The following is a 24086-nucleotide window of genomic DNA, read 5'->3' as shown; positions in this document are numbered from 1 at the left end:
CTTCCACAGCGCCCGAAGCCGGGTCAGGCTTCGATGGTGACCCTTTCAGAGCCGTCGGCCACGCAGCGCGCGGCGCAGTTGCGGCAGGTGACGCCGGCCCTCGTCGTCGTGCTGGTGACCGTCGCGCTCTGCGTCGGGCACCTGGCCGGCATCCGCGCCGTGCAACGAGACGTCCCGGACGCCCACAGCACCGTCGCCACGGTGCTGGCCGTCACCGCGGCGCCGCAGGCCGGCGGGCCGTTCCGCAGCACCGTCCGCGCGCACTGGACGGGGCCCGACGGGCGAGCGCACACCGGGCCGCTGGTGCTCGGCGGACGACCGGCTCCCGGCGAGACCCGCACCATCTGGACCGACCGGGAGGGCGCGCCGAGGCCGACGCCCACCGAGGGCAACGGGACCGCGGTGACCGCGGCCGCGCTCGTGCTGCTGAGCGGTGGCGGGTTGCTGCTGCGGGCGCGGCTGATCGCCTCGCGCCGGGCCGGCCGCGAGATCGGCGGCGAGTGGGCGGCACTCGAACCCGGGTGGAGCGGGCGCGGCAGCACGCCCTGACCGTCCGGATCCGGGCGTTGCTCGGGCACTGCAGCACCATGTCGGACGTGGACGCACAGGATCAGGGCCTCCCGGCAGCGGCCCGGGTGACCGCGCTCGCCGCGGCCCGGCGGCACTCCGTCGGGTGCCGCTCCGACGGCACCGTGGTCGCGGTGGGCGACGGCCGGGCCGGTGAGTGCGACGTCGGCACCTGGACCGGCGTGGTCGCCGTCGCGGCGGGCAACGTGCACACCGCCCGCAACACCGGGCGCGCGCACACCGTCGGGCTGCGCGCCGACGGCACCGTGCTCGCCACCGGCCGGAACGACGACGGCCGGTGCGCGACGACGAGCTGGACCGGTGTCACCGCCGTCGCCGCCGGCTGGCGTCGCACCCTGGGGCTCCGCGGCGACGGCACCGTGCTGGCCACCGGCCGGGACGCCGAGGGCCAGTGCTCGGTGGCGGATTGGCGCGAGATCGTCGCCGTCGCCTGCGGGGACTGGCACACCGTCGGGGTGCGGGCCGACGGCAGCGCGCTCGCCACCGGCGTCGGGATCCGCGGCCAGTGCGCCGTCGGGGACTGGCGGAACCTGGTCTCGGTGACTGCGGGACACCTGCACACGGTCGGCTTGCGGTCCGACGGCACCGTGGCGGCCACCGGCGGCACCGGCGCCGGCGAGTGCGGTGTGCAGCACTGGCGTGACGTCGTCGCCGTCGCGGCGGGCAGCCGGCACACGGTCGCGCTGCGCGCGGACGGCCGCGTTCTCGCCGCCGGCGACGGCGCGGACGGCCGGTGCGCCGTCCGCGACTGGAGCGGGATCATCGCGGTCGCCGCCGGATCGGCGCACACCCTCGGCCTCCGGGCGGACGGCGCCGTCGTCGCCACCGGGGACACGGCCGACGGGCGCTGCGACGTCCATCGGTGGTGACCGGTCGAGGCCTGACCGGCCACCGGGCAGCCGAAGCCTTGCCCGATCTATCGAAAAACAATAGATTTCCATCGTAGGACGATGGAGGGATCACCGTGGGACAGCTGACTGTTGCGTCGCTGCGCGCCGTACTGGCGGTCGTGCTCGCCGGCACCGTGTTCGTCCAGGCGGGAATGGTGTGGGCACTGGCCACCGACCCGGAGACCGGGCCGCTCCCACTCACCCTGCTGCGCGTGATCACGATCGTGGGCATGCTCGCGGTCCAGGTCGCCATCGTCTGCGTGTGGAAGCTGGCGACGATGGCGCGCCGCCGGACCGTGTTCTCCCAGCCGGCCTTCCGTTACGTGGACGGCGTGATCGGCGCGATCGTGACGGCCGCTGCGCTCTGGTTCGTCGTCACGATCGTCAACGCGCCCGGCCAGCGCGACGACCCGGGCGTCACCCTCGTCATGGGCGGGATCGGCGTGGGCGTCCTGGGGGTCGCGCTCATCGTGCTGGTGCTGCGGCAGTTGCTCGCCCAGGCCGTCGCGCGTGACGTCGAGGCGTCGCGGATGCAGGCCGAGCTGGACGACGTGATCTGATGCCGATCGTCGTCGACATCGACGTCATGCTGGCCAGGCGGAAGATGTCCGTGGGCGAGCTCGCGGACCGCGTCGGGATCACCCCCGCCAACCTGGCGGTGCTCAAGAACGGCCGGGCCAAGGCGGTGCGCTTCACGACGCTGGCCGCGCTCTGCGCGGTGCTCGACTGCCAGCCGGGCGATCTGCTGCGCTGGGACGCCGAGGGCACCCCGGGCGGATGACCGCCGACGGCGGCGGGTTGCACGTTCGGCACGGGAAGTGGCAGCGAGAACGGCGGAGAGAACGGCGGTGTGATCGAGCCGGGCTGCCGTCGTCGCCGGTGGAACCGGGCGGGCGAGCGGCCGGATCAGGACCGGGCCTTCGTGGCCGAGAGTCGCTCCAGGCGCCGGGTGGTGGGCCAGCGGACGTCGAACGCCCAGCCGAGCTTCTCGAACCCGCGGATGACCACGGCCGAGATGTCGATCTGACCCTTCTTCACACCGTGCCGGGCGCAGGTCGGGTCGGCGTGGTGCAGGTTGTGCCAGGACTCGCCGCAGGACAGCACCGCGAGCCACCAGACGTTCGCGGACTTGTCGCGGGAGGCGAACGGGCGCTCGCCCCAGATGTGGCAGATCGAGTTGATCGACCAGGTGACGTGGTGCAGCACCGCGACCCGGACGAACCCGGCCCAGAACAACGCCGTCAGCGCGCCCCACCACGACATCGTGACCAGACCGCCGATCAACGCCGGACCGAGCAGGCTGACGACGACGATCAACGGGAACGCACGATCCACCCGCTGGATGTCACGATCGGCGAGGAGATCGGGGGCGAACCGCTTCATGTTGGTCAGGTCGCGGTTGAACAGCCACCCCAGATGCGCGTGCCAGAACCCGGTGATCAACGCGGCCGGCCCGGTGCCGTGCAGCCACGGCGAGTGCGGGTCACCCTCCTTGTCGGAGAACGCGTGGTGCCGGCGATGATCGCCCACCCAGTCGAGCACGCTGCCCTGCAGCGAGAGGCTGCCCGCGATCGCCAGCGCGATCCGCAGCGGCCGCTTGGCCTTGAACGCACCGTGGGTGAAGTACCGGTGGAATCCGACGGTCACGCCCAGGCAGCTCACCGCGTAGAACGCGACGGCCAGTGCGACGTCCAGCCAGCCCAGGCCCCATCCCCACGCGAGCGGGACGGCCGCGAACAGGGCCAGTGTCGGCAGCGCGACGAACAGCCCCACCAGGAACATCTCCCCCGGCGGACGCTGCCCGTCGAGAACGGGGGCCGGTCCGGCCCGGGGCGGGGCGGGGGCCGTGTCGAGTGTTGTCATGGCCTCATGACAGCCTTCCCGGGCCCGTCGGCGCAGCCCTGCTGACCCCCCTACCGGCGGGGACGGCGGCACCAGGACGGTGGCCGTCGTCATGCCGGGCGGTGCCGTGCCCGTCGTTCGCCATGGCTGCCCGCCGTCCCGGCGCGTAGCGTTCGTCGTTCCGGCTCCACCTCGGAACCGCCCGGTGAGAAATCGAGATGCGCATGCACGCAGGAACCGTCCAGTGGTTCGACGACCAGTCCGGCGTCGGCGCCATCGAGACCGACGACGGGCCCGTCCTCCCGGTCTCCCGGGCTCGGATCGACGGCGGTGGCGGGCAGAGCCTGGTCGCGGGAGAAGCGGTCCGGTTCGACGTTCACGACGGGCCGGACGGCCCGGAGGTCGAGCGGGTCTACACGCGCTGAGGCGATCGGAGCGGGCGGTCGGAGCGGCCGGTCGGAGCGATCCGGCTACCTGCGCACGGTCGGTGGATCGTCCGGCGTCGGACGGCTCCGACGAGCGTCGTCGTGGCCATCGACGGCTACCCGTCGTGTGCGCGTTCGTCGTCTTCGGAACTGCCCTGACAATGCAGGTGACCTGCGCTCGCGGAATCACTTCGCACCGCAATCGGTACTCCCGTGTGCACATCGTCCACGGCGAGCGGTTGCCCGGCAGCGATGCCGCCAGGTGGCGCCACAACCGGACGAACGGAGCCAGGTCATGGACCTTCTGCGCGGGGACACATCCGCGAGCGTGGCCGCGGCCGGCTCGGCGGCCCCCGCCGATGAACCACCGTCGCGCCTGGCGCTAGAGCCCGGTGGTCGCCCGACCGGTGCCGTGGACGGCGCCTGGTGGCCGCAGTCGCGGGCGCTGGCCGACGAGCTGCCGGCCCTGATGGCGCAGCTCGACGACCGCATCGGCCCGGCCACCAGGGTCGCCTACAGCCTCGTCACCTGGCCGGCGGCGCAACGCCGGATCGTGCTGGGTGGTCGCACCGTGCGGCTCGGCGGATCCTTCAGCGACCCGCAGGACGTCATCGATCTGTTCGGCCCCCGGGGGCGGGTCAGCCTGCTCGTGATTCCCCCGGAGTCCGCCCCGGACGATGCCCGACGAGCTCTTTCTCGATCATCGGATCCTGACAACGAGGACGACCCCGCAACCCTGCTGCGTTCCCTGCCGGGCGACTCGGAAAGTGGACGCGCATCGCCTCCGGGCGCTGGGAAGACGACGGTGGCTCGACCTTCCGGTAGATCGCCCCACCGCTGATCGCCGTCGCACCGTCAGCCGTTGCCGGGTGGCGACCGACGGGCCGACGTCGAACGAACCGGACGCGCAACGCGCTTACCAGCGGAAACGGGAGTCGGTCAGACGTTGAAGCGGAACTCGACCGGGTGCCACTGCCGAACAACATCCATCCCGGGAAGTTCCGACGCATGCGGCCGAGCACCGGCAGAGCTACTCGCCCGGATGACCGGACGACCGGATGCGACGCGGTGGAGCAGGTTTGGGTAAGCTTTGGCTACGGTGACGCACCGTCGGAGGCGCCAAAGGAGCGCCGATGCCGGACCCGGAAGCAGTGGCCGCCGCCTTGGCCGCGATCGCGAAGCGCACACGCTCCGCAGCCAGCCTGGAGAACCAGCAGCTCGACTTCAAGACCGACAAGCCGAGCGAGAAGGAGAGCTACCAGGAGCTCGCCGAGGCAGCCGTGTGCTTCGCCAACGCCTCAGGTGGAACGATCGTCGTCGGTGTAGCCGACTCGCTGGTCGGCGCCGAGGCATTCATGGGCAGCCAGCTCAAGATCGACCGTCTACGGGCGCGCATCCACGCCCTGACCGAGCCGTCGATCGTCGTATCGGTCGACGAGATCGAACACACCGGCGCCCGCCTGCTCGTCCTCACGGTCCCTGAAGGCATCGACGTGCACGCCACACGCAAGGGACTGGTGACGAGGCGGTGGAACGACGAGTGCCTCCCCATGAGGCCGATCGACATCAGTCGCCTGGACGACGAGCGACGAGGGGCGGACTGGACCTCGCAGTCGAGCGGACGCTCGATCGTCGATGTCGACCCGGACGCGATGCTGCGCGTCCGGTCGTTGTTGCGGAGTACCCCGGACGAGTCCCGACGGTCACTCGGACTCGCCGCCGAGTCGGACGTACTCGCCGGCCTGAGGGTCGTCCACACCGACGGGAGCCTGACACGGGCGGGCGAAATTCTCCTGTGCAGGAACGCCGGTGGAGTCGCGGAAGAGGCGCTCGTCTACCAATACCGCCCGACCCCCGGAGCCGAGGCAACCATCGCCCGACGCTGGGGTACACCAATGATCGGCGCGTACGCCGAAGCCATCGAGGTCTTCTCAGCCAGAATTGGAACAACGCCGGTCAACACCACCGGTGGCCAGCAATTGCAGATCGAGGACTACCCACTGGCCGCCATCCGCGAGGCACTGGGGAACGCACTGCTCCACGGTGACTATCGGGAGAGAAGACCGGTTCAGATCGAGCACTCTCCGGACTCCCTGATCATTCGATCTCCAGGTCCTCTCGTCGCCGGTATTACGCCGGACAACATCCTCACGGCGGGCTCGCGTGCACGATTCCCGCTGTTGACCGGGGCTGCCCGGACAGTGGGACTCGCCGAGGAATTGAGTCAGGGCGTCGATCGCATGTTCCGGGAGATGGTCCGGTCCGGCCGTGCGACGCCGACCGTGCGCGTCGAACACGAGAGTATCGACCCCGCGACGGTGGTCACCCTGAAAGGCGGGCCTCCGAACATCAGGATCGCACGGTTCGTCGCCGAACTCCCGGAGGGCGAGCGCAACGACACCGACACTCTTCTCGTCGTCCTGCTTCTCTGCCAAAAACGAAGTGTGACGGCACGGGAGGTCTCACACGTGGTGCAGCGGGATGTTCCCGCAACCGAGGCCGTACTCCGCCGCCTGGCATCCGGCGAGGCTCAACTCATCGAGCCGACGGCAGGAACGATAACGCGCCGGCATCCGAACTATCGACTGAGGAGTGCCTCGCTCGTCGCGCTCGGACCGGCAGTCGCCTACCACCGACAGTCGAACAGCGAGATCGACCGGAAGGTGGTAGATCACGTCCGCGAATACGACACCATCAACAGTGCGACCATCCAGCGGGTCTTCGACGTTGACGTCTATCGGGCGCGAGACATCCTCAAGGACTTTGTGGGCCGGGAAATCCTGGTCCGTATATCCACACAGACCAGGGGCCCGAAGGTCAAGTACGGACCCGGCTCTCAGTTCCCCACTCGCCGGCCACGACGACGGTGAGGCCGTCGATCTATACGTTGAAGCGGAACTCGACCACGTCGCCGTCCTGCATGACGTAGTCCTTCCCCTCCATCCGCACCTTCCCGGCGGACTTGGCGGCGTTCATCGACCCGGCCGCGACGAGATCGTCGAACGACACGACCTCGGCCTTGATGAAGCCCCGCTCGAAGTCGGTGTGGATGACCCCGGCCGCCTGCGGCGCGGTGGCGCCCTGCGGGATCGTCCAGGCGCGGGACTCCTTCGGGCCCGCGGTCAGGTAGGTCTGCAGGCCGAGGGTGGCGAACCCGGCCCGGGCGAGCTGCGCCAGGCCCGGCTCGTCCTGCCCGATCGACTCCAGCAGCTCGGCGGCGGACTCGTCGTCGAGCTCCAGCAGCTCGGCCTCGACCTTGGCGTCGAGGAACACGGCCTGCGCCGGGGCGACGAGCTCGGTGAGCTCCTTGCGGCGGGCGTCGTCGGTGAGGACGGCCTCGTCGGCGTTGAAGACGTAGAGGAACGGCTTGGTGGTGAGCAGCGTGAGCTCGCGCAGGAGGGTGGCGTCGACACCGGCCTGGAACAGGGTCCGTCCGCTGTTCAGCACCTCCGCCGCGGCCTGGGCGGCCTCCAGCGTCGGGCGCCGGTCCTTCTGCGTGCGGGCCTCCTTCTCCAGCCGCGGGAGCGCCCGCTCCAGGGTCTGCAGGTCGGCCAGCACCAGCTCGGTCGCGATCGTCTCGATGTCGCTCGCCGGATCGATCCGGCCGTCGACGTGCACCACGTCGGCGTCGTCGAAGACCCGGACGACCTGGCAGATCGCATCGGACTCGCGGATGTTGGCGAGGAACTTGTTGCCCAGCCCGGCGCCCTCGGACGCTCCCTTGACGATCCCGGCGATGTCGACGAACGACACCGTCGCGGGCAGGAGCTTCTCGGAGGAGAAGATCCGGGCCAGCTCGCCCAGGCGCGGGTCCGGGAGCGGGACCACCCCGACGTTCGGCTCGATCGTCGCGAACGGGTAGTTCGCAGCGAGCACGTCGTTGCGGGTCAGCGCGTTGAACAGGGTCGACTTGCCGACGTTGGGCAGGCCGACGATGCCGAGGGTGAGGGACACGGACGACCAGCGTAGTCGCACGCCATCGGTGCTCCTCAGCCCGGTTCGAGCCGGTACCCGGTCCCGCGGACGGTGGTGATCCGGCCGGCGCCGAGCTTGCGTCGCAGATAGCGCACGTAGACGTCCACGACGTTGGATCCGGAGCCCGGCTCACCGCCCCACACCAGGCGCAGCAGCTGGTCCCGGGACAGCACCTGACCCGGGTGCCGCAGGAACGTCTCGGCCAGCGCGAACTCGCGCGCCGACAGCTCGACCGTCCGCCCGTGCACGGCGACGTGCCGGGTCCGCGGATCCAGCTCCAGCCCGCCGGACGCCAGCACCTCCGGATCCGGCGCCGGGCGGGCCCGCTCCAGCCGCAGCCGGACCCGGGCCAGCAGCTCCTCGAACTGGAACGGCTTGGCCATGTAGTCGTCGGCGCCGCCGGTGAGCCCGGCGACGGTGTCGTGCACGCTGTCGCGCGCCGTCAGGATGATCACGGGCACGGTGCTGCCCGCCGCCCGGATCCGGTGCAGCACGGCGAACCCGTCCAGCCCGGGCAGTCCGATGTCGAGCACCATCAGGTCGAAGCCGCCACCGACGACGTGGTCGTGCACACCCGGCCCGTCCGGCACGACCGTCACCTCGAAGCCGGCGGCGACCAGCCCCTTCTTGAGGAACGACGCGATCCGCGGCTCGTCCTCGGCGACCAGGATCCGGCTGCTCATCGTGTGTCCCCCGGCAGGTCGAGGGTGAAGGTGGCGCCGCGGCCGGGCGTGCTCTCCAGCAGCACCCGGCCGCCGTGCGTGGTCGCGATCGCCTCGACGATGGACAGACCGAGCCCGGCGCCGTCCGAGCGTGGGGCGTTCTCGCCGCGGGCGAACCGGCGGAACACCCGGGTCCGGTCCTCCGGCGCCACGCCGGGGCCGGTGTCGGCCACCCAGATCCGCACCCGTCCGCGGACGATCTCCGAACCGAGCGCGATCCGGTCCCCCGGACCGGTGAACCGGGTCGCGTTGTCGGCCAATGCGACGACCGCCTGGGTGATCCGGTGCGGATCCATCCGCACCCGCACCGGGGCGACCGACTGGAGCAGCCAGTCCCGGTCGGCGAGACCGGTGAGCTTGTCGAACAGGTCGCGGGTCAGCTCGGCCACCTCGACCAGTTCCGGGCGCAGCAGCGACGGCTGCTCGGCGCGGGTGAGCGCGAGCATCTCCGACACCAGCCGGTTCATCCGTTCCAGCTCGTCGTCGACGAGTGCGACGGTGTCGGCGACGTCGTCCGGGTCGCAGGGGTCCAGTACCCCGAGGTGCCCGCGGACGATCGTGATCGGCGTGCGCAACTCGTGCCCGGCGTCGTCGACGAACCGGCGCTGCGCCTCCATCCCGCTCTGCACCCGGTCGAGCATGGCGTTCAGCGTCCCGGCGAGCTCGGCGATCTCGTCGCGGGCGCCGGCATGCTGTGGCACCCGGTGCGACAGGTCGGTGCCGGTGATCGTGCGGGCGGTGGCCGCGACGTCGCGCAGCGGACGCAGGATGCGGCCGGCGACCAGCCAGGCGCCCACCGCGGCGAGCAGCGCCGTCCCGACCCCGACGATCACCATCAGCCGGGCGGCCTCGTTCGCGAACTCGTGCTCCTGGTCGGTGAAGTACCCGATCACGATGACGCCGCCCGCGGGGTCCCCGGCGAGCCCGACCGGCAGCGCCGACCAGCGCACCTCACCGGCGACGCTCTCGTAGGACCCGCGGGTGGGCCGCTGCACGGAGGAGACCAGCGCATTGAACGCCGGGTCCTCGCGCAGCAGCACCCGCGGGCTGGTGCGGCGGGACTCCCAGCGGAACTCACCGTCGAGATAGCCCATGAACTTCTCGTTCGGCCTGGCCACGTTCGCGGCGATCACCGAGCGGAGGATCTCGTCGACCGAGCCGTACGGCTGGCCGGTCGTCGGATTGACGCCGGTCTCGGTGACCCGGGCGAACTCGGCGATCTCCGACGTCAGCGCGGTCTCGATCCGGCGGTCCGTCTCGTCGATCAGCAGCAGCCAGGTGACCAGCGTGACGACCCCGAGCGAGCTGAGCACGAGCAGCAGCACCCACCCGACGATGCGGGTGCGTGCCGCGGTCGCCCGGCCCGCACGTCGGCCGCTGCGGCCGGCGTCGGCGGGTTCGCTCGCGATGGTCGTCTCCTCCTCGTACAGTGCCCGTTCATGATCGCGTACCGACCACTGGACGGGTCGGCGACTCCCCCTTGCGAATAGTCACACAGCGTCGCCGTCATTACTCCGACCGGCGTACGCCATACTGCGCCGAGCACCGAGTCGTGACGTAACGTCCGTCGTCACGGCCGGGGCATCACCCGTAGGGCGCAGTGAAGGTCCCGGCGGGTGGGAAAAGCGGTTCCGAGACCGAGGGGAATCCATGCGCCTGCCGGGGATGCACGCCCTGCTGACGACCGGGGTGGCCGTGCTCGCCACCGCCGGCACCGTGTCCGCCGTGTCGCTCAGCGCGACCGGGCCCGACGAGCCACCGCTTCCGCCACCGGCGCCGGCGTCCTCCGCCCCGCCACCGGCACCGGCGTCCTCACCGCTCACCGTGCCGCCCGCCGATCCCGGCGACCAGGATGCGGGCGGACGGTCCACCGACCGGCCCGGCGGGGACGCGGGCGGCTCGTCCGGCACCGGCACCGGATCCGGCAGTGGCCCCGCCACACCCGGCCGCAGCGGGACCGGTGGCGGCAGCGGTGACGCCGGCGGCGGTACCGGCGGTGGTGGCACCGGCGGCGGTAGCGGCGGTACCGGCGGTGGTGGCGGCGCGATCGCGACGCCCCCGCCGGCCGAGCCCGCCGACCCGCCGGCCACGTCCCCCGACGACGGTCTCCCGCCCCGCGGCGCACCGGACGACGAGAGCGAGCGCAAGAAGCAGGTCGAGTTCGCCTGCGAGCAGGGCTGGGTCCGCGGCGCCGTCTGCGACGGCTGAGCGGACCGCCGACACCGGCGACCGATTCCCGCGAGTCCCGGGGCGTCGGTGGTGGCATGGTCGGTGCCGTGCTGCTCGACCACGACACCTGCTACCGGGCCGTCTCCGCCAAGGACTCCCGGTTCGACGGCCAGTTCGTCACGGCCGTGCGGACCACCCGGATCTACTGCAGGCCGTCCTGCCCGGTACCGCCGCCGAAGGCCCGCAACGTCGAGTTCCTGCGCACCGCGGCGGCCGCCCAGGCGGCCGGCTACCGGGCGTGCCGCCGGTGCCTGCCCGATGCCGTCCCCGGTTCCCCGGAGTGGAACCTGCGGGCGGATGCGGCCGGGCGGGCGATGCGCTTGATCGCCGACGGCGTCGTCGAGCGGGAGGGGGTTCCCGGACTGGCCGACCGGCTCGGGTACTCGTCCCGCCAGCTCGGCCGGATCCTGTCCGCCGAACTCGGCGCCGGCCCGCTCGCCCTGGCCCGCGCGCAACGCGCGCACACCGCCCGGATCCTGATCGAGACGACCCCGCTGGGGCTGGCCGACATCGCGTTCGCCGCCGGGTTCGGCAGCGTCCGCCAGTTCAACGACACGGTCCGAGCCGTCTACGGGGTGCCGCCGTCGCAGCTGCGGAACGAGGCCACCCGGCGACGGCGACCGGCCGGCGCCGGGGACACCTCCGGTCCACCCGGCGCGCTGACGCTGCGGCTGCCCTACCGGGCGCCGTTCGACCCGCACGGCCTGCTCGACCATCTCGCGGCCCGGGCCGTCGACCGGGTCGAGACGGTCGAGGGCGGCCGCTACCGCCGCACGCTGCGGCTCCCGCACGGCCCGGCCACCATCGACCTCGACCTGACCGCACGCCCCGGGGCGGTGCTCGCCACGCTGCGCGCGACCGACCCGCGCGACGTCGGCCCCGCGGTGTCCCGGCTGCGCAGACTGCTCGATCTGGACGCCGACCCGCAGGCCGTGGACGCCGTGCTGGGCGCCGATCCGGTGCTCGCGCCGCTGGTCGCGGCGACGCCGGGGATCCGGCTGCCGGGTACCGCCGATCCGGCCGAGACGGCGGTCCGCACCGTCCTCGGTCAGCAGGTGTCGGTCGCCGCCGCACGCACCGCCGCCGCCCGGCTCGCCGCGTCACTGGGCGACCCGCTCCCGGCCGAGCTGCGCACCGGCGACGGGCCGGACCTGCTGTTCCCGGATCCGGCGACGCTCGCCGACGGGCTCGCCGCGTCGCCGCCGGGCGGGCCCGCCCGGCGCGCGGAGGCGCTGCGCGGGCTGTGCGCGGTGCTGGCGTCCGGGGATCTCGTGCTGGACGCCGGCCGGGACCCGGCGCAGCTGCGGGCCGAGTTGTGCGCGCTGCCCGGGATCGGGCCGTGGAGTGCCGGGTACCTGGCGATGCGGGTGCTGGGCGATCCCGACGAGCTGCTCGCCTCGGACCTCGCGGTCCGTCGCGGCGCCGAGGCACTCGGCCTGCCCGGCGAGGCGTCCGCGCTGACCGGACGCGCCCGCGCCTGGTCCCCATGGCGGTCCTACGCCGCCACCCATCTCTGGCGGGCCGCCGCGTCCGCCGTGCCGTCCGTTCGGAGGAACACATGACCGGAACTGCCGTCTGGGCCACCCGGGACACCCCGGCCGGGCCCTTCACCGCCGTCGTCGACGCCGACGGCCACGTGCTCGCCTCGGGCTGGACCGCATCGGTGGACGAGCTGCTCCCGCTGATCCACTCGTCGCTGACCCCGTCCGGGGTCGCCGAGGGCGATCTCGGACCGATCGGCGAGGCCGTCGACCGCTACCACGACGGCGACCTCTCGGTGATCGACGACGTGCCGGTCCGGCAGCGCTCCGGGCCCTACCGCGAGCACGCCTGGGACGTCCTGCGGACGGTCCCGGCGGGTGCCCCGGTGACCTACACCGGGTACGCGGAGAAGACCGGGCGCCCGGCCGCGGTCCGGGCCGCGGCCGGGGCCTGCGCGTTCAACGCGGCCGCCCTGTTCGTGCCCTGCCACCGGGTGCTGCGCACCGACGGAACGCTCGGCGGGTTCCGCTACGGACTGGCCGTGAAGCGGTGGCTGCTCGATCACGAGTCGGCCGACCTGCGGCTCTCCTGAACCCCGGTACCGGCGCCGGCTCAGCTCGGCTGGTGCTCGGTGACCGGCCCGATCAGGGTTCCGCCGTCGACGGCGAGCGGACCGTGCGCGGTGACCGGTCCGGGGAACGGCGAGTCCGGCGAGTGCGGCGTGACGGTGACCTCGTTCGCCTGGGCGGGCCCGGGACCGTTCGGCACCTGGATGTCGAACTCGACCGGATCGGCGGGGCCGAACACGACCGCTCTGCTCTGCTCACCATGCGGCAGCGCCTCCACCGCACGCGGTGAGCCGTTCAGGCTGAAGACCGCGTTCGACGGCGATCCGGCGATCGTGCACGGTGCGGTCCCCGGGGCGGCGGTCAGCACGACCGAGTAGTGCCGGTGCCCGGCGCTCGACGGCGCGGGCGTGACCGTCGCGTTCACGTGGTTGGGCCGGCAGGAGCTCGGAGCCGGCTCGGCGGGCGTCGCGTGCGCGACGCCGACCGGGGCCAGCACCGCACCGGCGGCGAGGACGGCCGCGGCGGCGGCACGTCCGAGGATGCCGGTGCTCCGGCGGGGGCGGGCGAGTCGGGTGTTCATCTGGCTACCTCTCTCGTTCCTCGCGGTCTCGTGCATCGTGATGCCCGGCCCGGGTGGGCCGGGACCTGCTCACACAAGGGACGACGTGTGCCCCGGCGAACGGTTCGCCCGGGGTGGGATCGGTCGCCCGGAAGCAACCCACTGGGCCGTCCGGCCGTCCCCGATTGCGCCGAACGTCAAACATCGACCCCGGGACACGCCCGTGACCTGCGGGTTCGCCGAAACTGTCAGAGGTCGGGTGCACGCTGCGCGACGTGGATGTCACCAGCCTTCTCGTCGGGTCGCTGTTCGGTGCCGCGATCGCCTGTGCCGTCACCTGGCTGCTCGCCTCCGCCCGGTTCCGGGCCGATGCGTCCGAGGCGGCCCGGGTCGCGGCGAACACCGCCGCGACCACCCGAGCCGATGCGGCCGGCCTGCGCGCCGAGCGGACCGGGCTGCTGGAGCGCATCGAGGAGCTGCACGAGTCGCTCGACGAGGCGACCACCCGCGCCCGGCGGGCGGAGTCCGATGCCGCCGGTGCGTCCGCGGCGCTGCACGCCGAGCGGGAGGCCCGCGGCCAGGCCGAGGCCGGGTTGAAGGACTCGTTCGCCGCACTCTCCCAGGATGCGCTGGCCCGCAACAACGAAGCCTTCGTCGCACTGGCCGAGAGCCGGATCAAGGAGGCGACCGCCGAGCTGTCGGCGAAGGCACAGGGCGACGAGACGGCCCGGGCCAAGGCCGTGCAGCAGCTGCTCGATCCGGTCTCCGCCGCGCTCGGCCGGGTCGAGGGGCAGCTGCGCTCGGTGGAGAAGGAGCGCGAGTCCGCCTACGCGGGGCTGCGTGAGCAGGTCCGGGCGATGGCGGTGAGCTCGGAGAAGCTCGGCACCGAAACGAAGGCGCTGGTCAACGCCCTGCGCGCGCCGCAGGTGCGCGGCCGGTGGGGCGAGATGCAGCTGCAGCGGGTCGCCGAGATGGCCGGGATGGTCGAGCACTGCGACTTCTCCACCCAGGTGAGCGCCGACGGGGAGGGGGGCGGCGTCCGCCCCGACATGATCGTCCGGCTGGCCGGCGGCAAGCAGGTGGTGGTCGACGCGAAGGTGCCGTTCGCCGCGTACCTGGAGGCGGTCGAGACGAGCGACCCGGCCGTGCACGCACAGAAGCTCACCGCCCACGCGCGCCAGCTCCGCACACACGTCGACCAGCTGGCCGGCAAGGCCTACTGGGAGGCCTTCGAGCCGACACCGGAGTTCGTGGTGCTGTTCGTGCCGGGCGACCCGTTCCTGGAGGCCGCGCTGCGCTCGGATCCCGGGCTCCTGGAGCACGCCTTCGGGCGCAACGTCGTGCTTGCGACGCCGACCACGCTGGTCGCGCTGCTCCGCACGGTCGCCTACGGGTGGCGGCAGGAGGCGCTGGCCCGCAACGCCGCCCAGGTGCACCGGCTCGGCCGCGAGCTGCACGGCCGCCTCGCCACGATGGGCACCCACGTCGCCCGGCTGGGCCGCAGCCTCGACTCGGTGGTGGAGAGCTACAACCGCACGGTCTCCTCGCTGGAGGCCCGGGTGCTGGTGAGCGCCCGCAAGTTCACCGAGCTGCAGGTGAGCGACACCGAGCTCGCCGAACCGGGAACGGTGGACCGCACCCCGCGCGCGGTGTCCGCGCCGGAACTGGTGGCCTCCGCGGGCGAGGCGCTGGTGTCGCTGGAGGATCTCGGCCGGGCCGCCGAGCTCGGCGACCGGCCCGACCGCCGGTCGTCCTGGGCGGACGACGCACGAGGCGACGCGTTCGGCGCCGAGCACGGCACGGCGGGCGAGGGGCCCCGGCAGGCCGCTGGACGGGAGTTAGGCTGACCGGGTGAACACGACCCGTTCGAGCTCGGCCCGCCGGCCCGGCGGGTCGTCCCCCCGGCCTCCGGGGCCCGGCCGTGGCGGATGGCCGGTCCGGGAGCGTTCGCTGCTCCGGCCGGTACTCGGGATCCCGCCGTCGGCCGCGATCGGCCTCGCCGTGGCCGCGACCGCGCTCGGTGTCCTGGTCGACTTCCTGCGGATCGGCACCGTGGGCCGGGTCTTCGAGGTCGCGTACCTGCTCGGCTGCCTACTCGCGGTCTGCTGGGTGCGCAGGCGCGGCATCTTCCTTCCCGCGGTGCAGCCGCCGTTGCTGCTCGCCGTGGTCGTCCCGGTGGTCGCGGTCCTGATCGGGGCACCCAGCGGTGGCGGCACCACACAGAGCGTGCTGATGGCAGGCGCCCCGCTGATCAACGCGTTCCCGGCGATGGCCGTGACCACCCTGTCGGTGCTGGCGCTCGCCGCGTTCCGGCTGCTGCGGCAGCGGCTCGGCCCCGACGACTCCGTCGGCCGGCTGCGGGCCCGGCTCGGCCGGGACCCGGGCGGGCACGATCCGGACGGTCCACGGCGCAGCCGGTCCGAGCGGCGCCAGGACCGGGCCGACTCCCGGTCCCGCCGGCCGGACGCCGACCGGCGCGGCGGGCGTCCCGCCGCCGGCGCCGCGCGGGACGCCGCGGCCACCGGTTCCGCACGCGGCACACGACCGGCCGGAGCGGTCCGCGGCGCCGGGAGCTCGGCCCGTGGCACCGGAGGCACCGGGGGCACTCCCCGCAGCACCGGCAGCACCCCGCGCGGCACCGGATCGACCGGGAGCACGGCTCGCGGCACCAGGTCCACCGGAGGCTCGGCTCGCAGCACCGGGTCCACCGGGGGCGCGGGTGGGATCTCCGGCACCGGTGGCTCCCGGGTCCCCGGGCGCGGATCCTCCGGGCCGACATCGGCGACACGCGGTGCCGGCCCGGATGCGACACGCCGTCGCAGTCGCTGAGTAGCGACCGGATCCGGGCCGTCCCCCACACGTTGTCACTGGTGAGCGCCACGGCCGGACCCCGGTGACCGGATCCGGCACGACGGACCGGAAAATCGAGGCAACCCGACGCCCCACCCGGGCGTCACACAACCAGGAGCCGGTGTGACCCCACCGCGCCCTGCACGTCAGCCGGACGACCTGGAGAACGATGTCCACCACCCGGAGCTCTCGCTCCCCCCGGCCCGCGATCGTCGTCGCCCTCGTGACCGCGGCGCTCGCGCTGATCGGTGTCGGCACCGCACTGGCCGGTACCCCGGCCGCGCAGGCGTTCCGTGAGCAGCCGCTGGTGCCGGGCACCCCGTGCACCATCACCGCCAGCGCCTGCGTGGATCTGGACTCGAAGCAGTCCTGGCTGTTCGAGAACGGCGCGATCAGCCACGGTCCGGTGCCGGTCGCGATCGGCGGCCCGGGCAAGGAGACGCCGATCGGCCACTCGCTGCGCGTCTACCGCAAGGAAGAGCTGCACAAGAGCGGCGAGTACACGATGACCAACGGCGAGCCCGCCCCGATGCCCTGGTCGGTCTTCTTCCAGGACGGCGGCATCGCGTTCCACGAGGGCCGCACCGACACCCCGTCGGCCGGCTGCGTCCGGCTCACCCGGGAGAACGCCATCACCTGGTACAACGCCCTGGAGATCGGCGACCAGGTCCAGGTGGTCTCCGCCCAGGCCGTGCACGCCGCCCGCGGCTGACCTCCCGCACGAACGAGAAACGCCCCGGACCGATCAGGTCCGGGGCGTTCGTCGTGTCCGGGGTCAGCGGGCCGCGGCACGCGCCGGGCGCAGCTCCCGCGGCAGCGAGAACACCAGCGTCTCCTCGGCGGTGTCGACCTCCTCGACCGAGCCGAATCCGCGCTCGGCGAGGTGCTCGACGACGCCGCGCACCAGCACCTCGGGTACCGACGCGCCGCTGGTGACGCCGATCGTGCCGACGCCCTCCAGCCAGCTCGCGTCGATCTCCTTCGCGTAGTCGATCAGGTACGACGCGCCGGCGCCCGCACCGAGCGCCACCTCCACCAGCCGGACCGAGTTCGACGAGTTCCGCGACCCGACGACCAGCACCAGGTCGCAGCGCGGGGCCATCGTCTTCACCGCGACCTGACGGTTCTGCGTGGCGTAGCAGATGTCGTCCGACGGCGGGTCCTGCAGCTTGGGGAAACGCTCGCGCAGCGCGCGCACGGTCTCCATCGTCTCGTCGACGCTGAGCGTGGTCTGGGACAGCCAGATGACCTTGTCCGGGTCGCGGACGGTGACCTTGTCCACGTCCGCGGCCGACTCGACGAGCTGGATGTGCTCGGGCGCCTCGCCTGCGGTGCCCTCGACCTCCTCGTGCCCGGCGTGGCCGACCAGCAGGATGTCGTAGTCCTCACGGGCGAACCGCTTCGCCTCGTGGTGCACCTTGGTCACCAGCGGGCAGGTCGCGTCGATCGTCTGCAGCTGCCTGCCCTTCGCCTCCTCCCGCACCGCGGGCGAGACACCGTGCGCGGAGAACACGACGTGCGCGCCCTCCGGAACCTCGGACGCCTCCTCCACGAAGATCGCACCCCGGTCGCGCAGGGTCTCCACGACATGCTTGTTGTGCACGATCTCCTTGCGGACGTACACCGGGGCGCCGTACTTGTCGAGCGCCTGCTCCACCGCCTCGACGGCGCGGTCGACACCCGCGCAGTAGCCGCGGGGCTTGGCGAGCAGGACCTGCTTGGCAGTACCGGACATGGTCTCCAGCGTACGGATCACCTCCGGCGCGGGCAGCGCTACGTGACACGCTCGACCGTCCCCGCGCGACACCGGCGCGCCGATCAGGGGAGAATGGCTCGCATGTCACCGTTGCCGTTCCCCGTGCGGATCGCCGCGGGCCTCGTCGTGACCGCCGTCGAGCAGGCCCGTGAACTGCCCCGGCACGCCGTCGAGCTGCCGGTGACCGCGGTCAGCCAGGCACTGCAGGTGTCGATGCGCGTGCAGCAGAAGGTCACCGAGCTGGCGATCAAGGGTGATCGTGCGCTGGGCGCGCTGCGGCCGGCCGACGAGGCGCCCAGCTGGGCCACGTTCGACGACGACATCCCGGACCTGAGCCTGCCCGAGCCGCAGCCCGTCACCGACCCGCGCAACGGGACCGTGTCCTCGCTGCGCCCGGCCCGCTCCGGGATCCCGATCGCCCGGCCCGAGCGGCCCGCCGGGGCGTCGAACCGTCCGGAGGCCGCCACCGGCGCGCCGTACGCCGTGCCCGAGTACCCGACGATGACGCTGCCGCAGCTGCGCGGCAAGCTCCGCACGCTGAGCATCGACGACCTGTCCGATCTGCTCGCCTGGGAGACGGCCCACGAGAACCGCCCGGCCCACGTCACGATGCTGACGAACCGGATCGCGACGCTGTCCCAGGAGAAGTGAGCACCCCGGCCTCGGAGGAGAACCCCTGGCCGGTCCGGACGGTCGCCCGCAAGATCGCCGAGTGGGTGGACCGCCTCGGAGCGGTGTGGGTGGAGGGCCAGCTCGCGCAGGTGAACGCCCGGTCCTCCACGGCGTTCCTGACCCTGCGGGATCCGGCGGCTGACGTCTCGCTGCAGCTCATCGCCCCCGCCGCGCTGGTCCGTGAGTCCGGCGGCGCGGTGTCCGAGGGCAGCCGGGTGATCGTGCACGGCAAGCCGTCGTTCTACCTCGGCCGGGGAACGCTGAGCCTGCGCGTCGACCGGATCCGCGCGGTCGGCCTCGGCGAGCTGCTCGCCCGGATCGAGCGGCTGCGCCGGCTGCTCGCCGCCGAGGGGTTGTTCGATCCCGCACTCAAGCGCCGTCCGCCGCTGCTGCCGCACACCATCGGCCTGGTGACCGGCCGGGAGTCGGCCGCCGAGCACGACGTCGTCACGAACGCGACGCTGCGCTGGCCCGCGGTGCGGTTCCGGATCGAGAACGTCGCCGTGCAGGGCGGGCTCGCCGTCGAACAGATCGTCGGCGCGCTGCAGATACTCGACCGCGACCCGGACGTGCAGGTCATCGTCCTGGCCCGGGGCGGCGGCAGCGTGGAGGACCTGCTGCCGTTCTCCGACGAGACGCTGTGCCGGGCGGTCGCCGCCTGTCGTACCCCGGTCGTCTCGGCGATCGGGCACGAACCGGACACCCCGCTGGTCGATCACGTCGCCGACGTCCGGTGCTCGACGCCCACCGAGGCCGGCCGCAGCCTGGTACCCGATCTCGCCGAGGAGACGGCCCGGATCTCCGGGCTGCGGGACCGGGCGCGGCGGGCGCTGCACGGCTGGGTGGACCGCGAGCAGCGCAGGCTCGCCGACCTGCGTTCCCGGCCCGTGCTCACCGACCCGCTCCGGCTGATCGAGACCCGGGTGGACGAGATCGCCGATGCCCGTTCGGCGGCCCACCGGGCGATGCTGCGCAGGCTGGACCGCTCCTCGTCGGAGCTGGGACACCTGACCGCGCGGCTCACCGCACTCGGGCCGTCGGCGACCTTGGCCCGCGGCTACGCGATCGTGCAGATCCCCGGCGCCGCCGACGGCGTGCCACCGCTGCTGCGCTCGGTGACCGACGCCCCGGCCGGGACCACACTGCGGATCCGGGTCGCCGACGGCGCCGTCGCCGCGACCGTGACGGCTGCGGACACCGACACCGTGACGGATTCGAACACCGACCCGGAGGAGACCGGATGAGCGAGCGACCCGCCGTCGACACCCTCGGCTACGAGCAGGCCCGCGACGAGCTGGTCGAGGTCGTCCGCGCGCTCGAGGTGGGCGGCCTGGGGTTGGACGAGTCCGTCGCGCTCTGGGAGCGCGGTGAAGCGCTCGCCCGCCGCTGCGATGAGCAGCTCGCCGGTGCCCGCGAACGCATCGAGACCAAGCTGAACGAGGCCGAGTCCGCGGACTCCTGAGCGGATCGGCACGGCGTCACAGCCTCCGCACCGGGGCACATCGCTCGCACCGGATCACACCGTCCGCACGAGCTCACCGCCCCCACTCCCGGTCACACCGTCCGCACAAGCTCACCGCCTCCGCACCCACGCCGCCCGCACCGGGCCACACCGTCCGCACGAGCTCACCGCGGCCGCACTGGGTCACAACATCCGCACGGGATCGGATGACGTGCGAACGCGGAGAGCTCGTGCGAACTCCACAGGGTTTATCCACAGGCGGGTGGAGAGTTGTCCACAGGTGCGCGGATCGTGGGGTCGGACGGTGGCTCGGGGCGGGATGGTTGGGGGCATGTTCCTCGACGCCGTGCCCGGAGCCGGGCCGTTCCGCCGGGCCGATCTGCACGCCGCGGGCCTCGCGGACTCCGGGATCGCGGCGGCGCTGCGTGCGGGGCAGCTGCGCCGGGTCTGCCGGGGAATGTACGTCCCGGGCCCCCGGCCGACCGCGAGCGGCGGCGGGCACGTCGAGCGGGAGCCGGCGCGGCATCTGCTCGCGGTGCGCGGGGTGCTCGCCCGGCTCGGCGTTCCGGCCGTGGTCAGCCACGCCTCGGCGGCCATCGCACACGGCCTGGACGTCTGGGATCTCCCGCTCGATCTCGTCCACCTCACCCGGGACCGGCCCAGCGGTGCCCGGCGGGGGCGGGACCTGCACCTGCACGTAGGCCCGTTGAGCGCCACCGACGTCACGTACGTCGGTGGCCTCGCCGTCACCACCCCTGCCCGGACGGCGATCGACATCGCCCGCGAGCAACCGTTCGCGCAGGCGATCGTCGTCGCGGACGCGGCGTTGCGCGCCGAGCACACGGACCGTGCGGCGCTCACCGAGGCGCTGCGGGCCGCCGCCGGACGCACCGGGGTGGGCCGCGCCGCCCGGGTCGTCGAGTTCGCCGACGGACGCTCCGCCAGCCCCGGGGAGTCGCGCAGCCGGTTGCTGTTCCACCGCTCCGGGCTGCCCGAGCCGGTCTTGCAGCGGGAGATCGCCGGGCGCGACGGCGAGCGGCTGGCGACGGTCGACTTCTGGTGGGGCGGCACCCGGCCGGTGGTCGGCGAGTTCGACGGTGAGATCAAATACGGCCGGTTGCTGCGGCCCGGCCAGACGCCGCGCCAGGCCGTCGTCGAGGAGAAGATCCGCGAGGATCTCCTGCGGGAGCTCGGTCTGGAGGTCGTGCGCTGGACCTGGCGGGACCTCGACGAGCCCCAGCATCTCCTGGCCCGGCTCCGTCGACGCCTGGCCCGGCGGAACTCCTGACCCGCGTCGCGCCTGCTCGCGGCACCCTGATCCGCGTCGGCCCGGAGCGAGCGGCATCCCGCGCGCCATCGCCTGGCCCGCACCGGATTGCATAGGTACCTGACCGGCCGGGCGCGCCCGCCGGGTCGGAGTGCGCGGTGTACGCACGGGACCGCATCGTTCGCACCGGGGCGCATCGTTCGCACCGGATCACGGCGTTCGCACGGGATCGAATCTCATGCGAACGCGATGAACCCGTGCGAACAGCGGACGCAGCAGTGCGTCGAGTAGCGACGCGGGGTGGAGGCGTCCGGTGGAGGCACTGCGAACCCGCCTCGGGCGGCGCGACGTTCAAGACTGGAGCAGCGGTGCACACCGCAGGCCAGGCCCCCCGATCACCTCGTTCGCACTGGCTCGCGTCATCCGCACGAGATCGCAGCGTTCGCACGGGATCGAACCCCGTGCGAACGCGATGAACCCGTGCGAATCAGGAGCGGCGCGTGCAGAGCGCGGCGCGGCCTGGCGCAGCGCGGCCTGGCCCGGCGCGGCGCACGTGGAGCGCGGCGCGGATCAGCCCCCGGCGGTGGGGGCCTCGACCACCGCCTCGGCGAGGGTGCGGAACTGCTCGTCGGAGCCGGATCCGGTGACCAGCAGGCGGACGTCGGGGTCACCGGGGAGCGTCGCGATCCGGAACGGCTCACCGCCCTCGCGCTGGTAGACCTCCCATCCCAGGCCGGCGGCGTCGACCGTCCCGCGCATCAGCGGCGGGCCCTCGCCGCGCCCGGCCGCCCCGGACTCGGTCGCGAGGACGCCCTCGGCCGTCCCGTCGGTCTGCACCAGGCTGAGGAAGTCGGCGTTCGGGGTGACGTAGCCGATCCGCACCGCGGTGCCGCCACCCTCGACCGGGCCGCGGTCGGTGGAGTTCGCGCGGAACGGCACGTCCGGCACCCGCAGCGGGAACTCCGAGCCGACGGCGTACTCCGCCAGCCGGCTCTCGACGTTGACCGTCGGCCCGGAGCCGGGGTCCTCCACCGGCATGCCGGGGGCGAACGAGCAGGAGCTCCCCACCGAGAACAGCAGCAGGCCGACCGGCACGAGGATCAGCAGCGCACCGATCATGTCCCGGATCGAGGTCTCGCCCCGCCCCGGCTTGCGCAGTGCCCGCGGCCCGACGCGCGGTGCGGTCGGCCGGGCGGGCGCACCGTCCGCATCGACACCGTCCGCATCGACACCGTCCGCATCTGCGCCACCTGTGCCGGCTCGGTCCGCACCAGCCCCGTCCGCCCCGGCAACGTCCGCAACAGCACCGTCCGCAACAGCACCGTCCGTACCGACCCGATCCGCGCTGGCCCCGTCCGTGCCGGCCCCGTCCGCGCCGGCACCGTCCGCGCCGGCCCGATCCGCCTCGCCACCACCGGCGCCCGCGCGTCCGGCGACCGCACCGGCCACCGGGCCCTCCGGGACCGCACCGGCGTCGGTTCCACCGGGGGCGGGCCCACCGGGCACCGCACCGGCGTCCCCGGCCCCGGGGGTGACCTCGGTTCCCTCCTCACCGGCGGAGGAGGGGGACGGGGACGTGCTCGGATCCGGTCGCGAACTCACCCCCCCATGGTCTCCCAGGCATGGCGTCGGTCGCTCATCACTCCTCCGCGAAGCGCTCACGTGCGAGGATCGGACGGCCGAGTCCCCCGACCGGGGACCCGCACAGAGCACGCCGCCGTGAAGGAGACGTCCGTTGAGTCAGCCCGCCAGCCAGCCCACCCGCCGCCGTGAGGCGCCCGACCGCAACCTGGCGATGGAGCTGGTCCGGGTCACCGAGGCCGCAGCGATGGCGGCCGGCCGGTGGGTCGGCCGCGGCGACAAGAACGGCGGTGACGGCGCGGCCGTCGACGCGATGCGGCAGCTGATCTCGAGCGTCTCGATGCGTGGGGTCGTCGTCATCGGCGAGGGCGAGAAGGACGAGGCCCCGATGCTGTTCAACGGCGAGGAGGTCGGGAACGGCGAGGGCCCGTTCTGCGACGTCGCCGTGGACCCGATCGACGGCACCACCCTGATGGCCAAGGGTATGCCGAACGCGCTGGCGGTGCTCGCCGTCGCCGAGCGGGACGCGATGTTCGACCCGTCCGCCGTGTTCTACATGGAGAAGATCGCGGTCGGGCCGGAGGCCGCCGACGTCATCGACATCACCGCCCCGGTCGCCGAGAACATCCGCCGGGTCGCGCGGGCCAAGGAGATCGACGTCGCCGACGTCACGGTCTGTGTGCTGGACCGCCCGCGGCACGAGCAGATCGTCCGGGAGATCCGCGAGGCGGGCGCCCGGATCAGCTTCATCTCCGACGGCGACGTCGCCGGCGCGATCGCCGCGGCACGCCCCAGCTCCGGCGTCGACATGCTCTACGGCGTCGGCGGCACCCCGGAGGGCATCATCACCGCGGCCGCGCTGAAGTGCATGGGCGGCGAGATCCAGGGCAGGCTCTGGCCGACCGACGACGCGGAGCGGGAGCGGGCGATCGCCGCCGGTCACGACCTGGGCAAGGTCCTGACCACCGGCGAGCTGGTCCGCGGGGAGAACGTCTTCTTCTGCGCCACCGGCATCACCGACGGCCCGCTGCTGCGCGGCGTGCACTACCGCGGTGGCGGCGCGACCACCCAGTCGATCGTGATGCGGTCGAAGTCCGGCACCGTCCGGCTGATCGACGGCTACCACCGGCTGACCAAGCTGCGTGAGTTCTCGTCCGTCGACTTCGACGGCGTCGAGGGCGAGGCACCGCCGCTCCCCTGATCCGAGATGAGGTAAG

Annotated in this window: 25 protein-coding genes; 18 read left to right on the top strand and 7 right to left on the bottom strand. The window is 73.2% G+C overall.

Translation table 11 applies throughout. The annotated features are described in order from the left end of the window. The first annotated feature begins 36 nt into the window (after positions 1–36). The 4 genes from Pdca_RS05460 (at position 37) to Pdca_RS05445 (ending at position 2259) form a co-directional block, all read left to right on the top strand. The gene (locus Pdca_RS05460; protein WP_125911273.1) at positions 37–549 is read left to right on the top strand and encodes a hypothetical protein; all 513 of its coding nucleotides are present in this window, start codon (positions 37–39) and stop codon (positions 547–549) included. A 47-nt stretch (positions 550–596) separates the two neighbouring features. Then, a complete protein-coding gene (locus Pdca_RS05455; RefSeq protein WP_232021424.1) occupies positions 597–1457 on the top strand; it encodes an RCC1 domain-containing protein in 861 nt (286 codons plus the stop codon). 95 nt (positions 1458–1552) lie between these two features. Next, complete coding sequence (locus Pdca_RS05450) at positions 1553–2038, top strand: DUF2975 domain-containing protein (protein WP_085911614.1); 486 nt, start codon at positions 1553–1555, stop codon at positions 2036–2038. Beyond that, on the top strand, positions 2038–2259 hold the full coding sequence (locus tag Pdca_RS05445) for a helix-turn-helix domain-containing protein (protein WP_085911613.1): 222 nt from the start codon (positions 2038–2040) through the stop codon (positions 2257–2259). Before Pdca_RS05450 ends, Pdca_RS05445 begins: the two co-directional genes overlap by 1 nt. Before the next feature lie 125 nt (positions 2260–2384). On the opposite strand, the gene Pdca_RS05440 is transcribed toward Pdca_RS05445, so the two are convergent. Beyond that, positions 2385–3341, bottom strand: coding sequence for an acyl-CoA desaturase (locus Pdca_RS05440; protein ID WP_085911612.1), 957 nt, complete (start codon positions 3339–3341; stop codon positions 2385–2387). A 203-nt stretch (positions 3342–3544) separates the two neighbouring features. Here Pdca_RS05440 and Pdca_RS05435 point away from each other — a divergent pair, with 203 nt between their 5' ends. The 3 genes from Pdca_RS05435 to Pdca_RS05425 all read left to right on the top strand — a co-directional run bounded on the left by Pdca_RS05435 (position 3545) and on the right by Pdca_RS05425 (position 6615). Further along, positions 3545–3745 (top strand): cold shock domain-containing protein, encoded by a 201-nt coding sequence (locus Pdca_RS05435; protein WP_085911611.1) that lies wholly within the window; start codon positions 3545–3547, stop codon positions 3743–3745. Between the two features lie 295 nt (positions 3746–4040). Continuing rightward, positions 4041–4586, top strand: coding sequence for a DUF5994 family protein (locus tag Pdca_RS05430; RefSeq protein ID WP_179956592.1), 546 nt, complete (start codon positions 4041–4043; stop codon positions 4584–4586). Positions 4587–4878: 292 nt separating this feature from the next. Beyond that, positions 4879–6615 carry an RNA-binding domain-containing protein gene (locus Pdca_RS05425; protein WP_085911610.1) on the top strand — a complete coding sequence of 579 codons (1737 nt, stop codon included), beginning with the start codon at positions 4879–4881 and terminating at the stop codon, positions 6613–6615. A gap of 10 nt (positions 6616–6625) precedes the next feature. On the opposite strand, the gene ychF is transcribed toward Pdca_RS05425, so the two are convergent. From ychF to Pdca_RS05410, 3 genes are read right to left on the bottom strand one after another with little or no spacing between them, the layout of a single operon-like run. After that, positions 6626–7699: a redox-regulated ATPase YchF gene (ychF, locus tag Pdca_RS05420; protein WP_085911609.1), complete on the bottom strand. Its 1074-nt coding sequence runs from the start codon at positions 7697–7699 to the stop codon at positions 6626–6628. Between the two features lie 35 nt (positions 7700–7734). After that, positions 7735–8403, bottom strand: coding sequence for a response regulator transcription factor (locus Pdca_RS05415; protein WP_085911608.1), 669 nt, complete (start codon positions 8401–8403; stop codon positions 7735–7737). Then, on the bottom strand, positions 8400–9767 hold the full coding sequence (locus tag Pdca_RS05410; protein ID WP_232021423.1) for a sensor histidine kinase: 1368 nt from the start codon (positions 9765–9767) through the stop codon (positions 8400–8402). Before Pdca_RS05410 ends, Pdca_RS05415 begins: the two co-directional genes overlap by 4 nt. A 325-nt stretch (positions 9768–10092) precedes the next feature. Here Pdca_RS05410 and Pdca_RS35330 point away from each other — a divergent pair, with 325 nt between their 5' ends. The 3 genes from Pdca_RS35330 to Pdca_RS05395 are packed head-to-tail and all read left to right on the top strand — an operon-like array spanning position 10093 to position 12745. Next, entirely contained in the window at positions 10093–10650 is a 558-nt protein-coding gene (locus Pdca_RS35330) for a hypothetical protein (protein WP_125911272.1), read from the top strand. 56 nt (positions 10651–10706) lie between these two features. Next, entirely contained in the window at positions 10707–12233 is a 1527-nt protein-coding gene (locus Pdca_RS05400; protein WP_085911605.1) for a DNA-3-methyladenine glycosylase 2 family protein, read from the top strand. Further along, complete coding sequence (locus Pdca_RS05395; protein WP_085911604.1) at positions 12230–12745, top strand: methylated-DNA--[protein]-cysteine S-methyltransferase; 516 nt, start codon at positions 12230–12232, stop codon at positions 12743–12745. The genes Pdca_RS05400 and Pdca_RS05395 overlap by 4 nt, the downstream gene beginning before the upstream one ends. Before the next feature lie 20 nt (positions 12746–12765). Here the strand turns inward: Pdca_RS05395 and Pdca_RS05390 are convergent, their stop codons facing one another. Continuing rightward, entirely contained in the window at positions 12766–13302 is a 537-nt protein-coding gene (locus Pdca_RS05390) for a DUF4232 domain-containing protein (protein WP_158092090.1), read from the bottom strand. A gap of 254 nt (positions 13303–13556) precedes the next feature. On the opposite strand from Pdca_RS05390, the gene rmuC reads away from it, so the two are divergent. The 3 genes from rmuC (at position 13557) to Pdca_RS05375 (ending at position 16843) form a co-directional block, all read left to right on the top strand. Beyond that, positions 13557–15128 carry a DNA recombination protein RmuC gene (gene rmuC / locus Pdca_RS05385; RefSeq protein ID WP_232021422.1) on the top strand — a complete coding sequence of 524 codons (1572 nt, stop codon included), beginning with the start codon at positions 13557–13559 and terminating at the stop codon, positions 15126–15128. Positions 15129–15132: 4 nt separating this feature from the next. Then, positions 15133–16110, top strand: coding sequence for a DUF6542 domain-containing protein (locus Pdca_RS05380; RefSeq protein ID WP_085911601.1), 978 nt, complete (start codon positions 15133–15135; stop codon positions 16108–16110). Positions 16111–16300: 190 nt separating this feature from the next. Further along, positions 16301–16843: a L,D-transpeptidase gene (locus Pdca_RS05375; protein ID WP_085911600.1), complete on the top strand. Its 543-nt coding sequence runs from the start codon at positions 16301–16303 to the stop codon at positions 16841–16843. A 63-nt stretch (positions 16844–16906) separates the two neighbouring features. On the opposite strand, the gene Pdca_RS05370 is transcribed toward Pdca_RS05375, so the two are convergent. Beyond that, on the bottom strand, positions 16907–17866 hold the full coding sequence (locus Pdca_RS05370; protein WP_085911774.1) for a 4-hydroxy-3-methylbut-2-enyl diphosphate reductase: 960 nt from the start codon (positions 17864–17866) through the stop codon (positions 16907–16909). A gap of 102 nt (positions 17867–17968) precedes the next feature. On the opposite strand from Pdca_RS05370, the gene Pdca_RS05365 reads away from it, so the two are divergent. The 4 genes from Pdca_RS05365 to Pdca_RS05350 all read left to right on the top strand — a co-directional run bounded on the left by Pdca_RS05365 (position 17969) and on the right by Pdca_RS05350 (position 21309). After that, positions 17969–18538: a lipid droplet-associated protein gene (locus Pdca_RS05365; protein ID WP_085911599.1), complete on the top strand. Its 570-nt coding sequence runs from the start codon at positions 17969–17971 to the stop codon at positions 18536–18538. Continuing rightward, a complete protein-coding gene (xseA, locus tag Pdca_RS05360) occupies positions 18535–19803 on the top strand; it encodes an exodeoxyribonuclease VII large subunit (protein ID WP_085911598.1) in 1269 nt (422 codons plus the stop codon). The genes Pdca_RS05365 and xseA overlap by 4 nt, the downstream gene beginning before the upstream one ends. Beyond that, entirely contained in the window at positions 19800–20021 is a 222-nt protein-coding gene (locus tag Pdca_RS05355; protein ID WP_085911597.1) for an exodeoxyribonuclease VII small subunit, read from the top strand. The genes xseA and Pdca_RS05355 overlap by 4 nt, the downstream gene beginning before the upstream one ends. 331 nt (positions 20022–20352) lie before the next feature. Beyond that, complete coding sequence (locus Pdca_RS05350; protein ID WP_085911596.1) at positions 20353–21309, top strand: type IV toxin-antitoxin system AbiEi family antitoxin domain-containing protein; 957 nt, start codon at positions 20353–20355, stop codon at positions 21307–21309. A gap of 549 nt (positions 21310–21858) precedes the next feature. On the opposite strand, the gene Pdca_RS05345 is transcribed toward Pdca_RS05350, so the two are convergent. Then, a complete protein-coding gene (locus Pdca_RS05345; protein WP_085911595.1) occupies positions 21859–22890 on the bottom strand; it encodes a DUF4245 domain-containing protein in 1032 nt (343 codons plus the stop codon). Positions 22891–23083: 193 nt separating this feature from the next. Between Pdca_RS05345 and glpX the strand changes: the two genes are divergently transcribed. Beyond that, positions 23084–24070 carry a class II fructose-bisphosphatase gene (gene glpX / locus Pdca_RS05340; protein ID WP_174824388.1) on the top strand — a complete coding sequence of 329 codons (987 nt, stop codon included), beginning with the start codon at positions 23084–23086 and terminating at the stop codon, positions 24068–24070. Positions 24071–24086: the final 16 nt, after the last annotated feature.

It is taken from the genome of Pseudonocardia autotrophica (assembly GCF_003945385.1).
Taxonomy (GTDB): Bacteria; Actinomycetota; Actinomycetes; order Mycobacteriales; family Pseudonocardiaceae; genus Pseudonocardia; species Pseudonocardia autotrophica.
Note: the sequence above shows the minus strand (reverse complement) of the source record. Positions and strands in the feature narration are given on the sequence as shown.

What these genes read in the sequence shown, in the direction of transcription:
- Pdca_RS05435 (WP_085911611.1), top strand. Translation starts at nt 3,545, where the DNA reads ATGCACGCAGGAACCGTCCAGTGGTTCGACGACCAGTCCGGCGTCGGC.
- Pdca_RS05395 (WP_085911604.1), top strand. Translation starts at nt 12,230, where the DNA reads ATGACCGGAACTGCCGTCTGGGCCACCCGGGACACCCCGGCCGGGCCC.
- Pdca_RS05375 (WP_085911600.1), top strand. Translation starts at nt 16,301, where the DNA reads ATGTCCACCACCCGGAGCTCTCGCTCCCCCCGGCCCGCGATCGTCGTC.
- Pdca_RS05440 (WP_085911612.1), bottom strand. Translation starts at nt 3,341, where the DNA reads ATGACAACACTCGACACGGCCCCCGCCCCGCCCCGGGCCGGACCGGCC.
- Pdca_RS05445 (WP_085911613.1), top strand. Translation starts at nt 2,038, where the DNA reads ATGCCGATCGTCGTCGACATCGACGTCATGCTGGCCAGGCGGAAGATG.
- Pdca_RS05400 (WP_085911605.1), top strand. Translation starts at nt 10,707, where the DNA reads ATGGTCGGTGCCGTGCTGCTCGACCACGACACCTGCTACCGGGCCGTC.
- Pdca_RS05370 (WP_085911774.1), bottom strand. Translation starts at nt 17,866, where the DNA reads ATGTCCGGTACTGCCAAGCAGGTCCTGCTCGCCAAGCCCCGCGGCTAC.
- Pdca_RS05365 (WP_085911599.1), top strand. Translation starts at nt 17,969, where the DNA reads ATGTCACCGTTGCCGTTCCCCGTGCGGATCGCCGCGGGCCTCGTCGTG.
- Pdca_RS05390 (WP_158092090.1), bottom strand. Translation starts at nt 13,302, where the DNA reads ATGAACACCCGACTCGCCCGCCCCCGCCGGAGCACCGGCATCCTCGGA.
- Pdca_RS05425 (WP_085911610.1), top strand. Translation starts at nt 4,879, where the DNA reads ATGCCGGACCCGGAAGCAGTGGCCGCCGCCTTGGCCGCGATCGCGAAG.
- Pdca_RS05355 (WP_085911597.1), top strand. Translation starts at nt 19,800, where the DNA reads ATGAGCGAGCGACCCGCCGTCGACACCCTCGGCTACGAGCAGGCCCGC.
- Pdca_RS05415 (WP_085911608.1), bottom strand. Translation starts at nt 8,403, where the DNA reads ATGAGCAGCCGGATCCTGGTCGCCGAGGACGAGCCGCGGATCGCGTCG.
- glpX (WP_174824388.1), top strand. Translation starts at nt 23,084, where the DNA reads ATGGAGCTGGTCCGGGTCACCGAGGCCGCAGCGATGGCGGCCGGCCGG.
- Pdca_RS05350 (WP_085911596.1), top strand. Translation starts at nt 20,353, where the DNA reads ATGTTCCTCGACGCCGTGCCCGGAGCCGGGCCGTTCCGCCGGGCCGAT.
- Pdca_RS05430 (WP_179956592.1), top strand. Translation starts at nt 4,041, where the DNA reads ATGGACCTTCTGCGCGGGGACACATCCGCGAGCGTGGCCGCGGCCGGC.
- Pdca_RS35330 (WP_125911272.1), top strand. Translation starts at nt 10,093, where the DNA reads ATGCGCCTGCCGGGGATGCACGCCCTGCTGACGACCGGGGTGGCCGTG.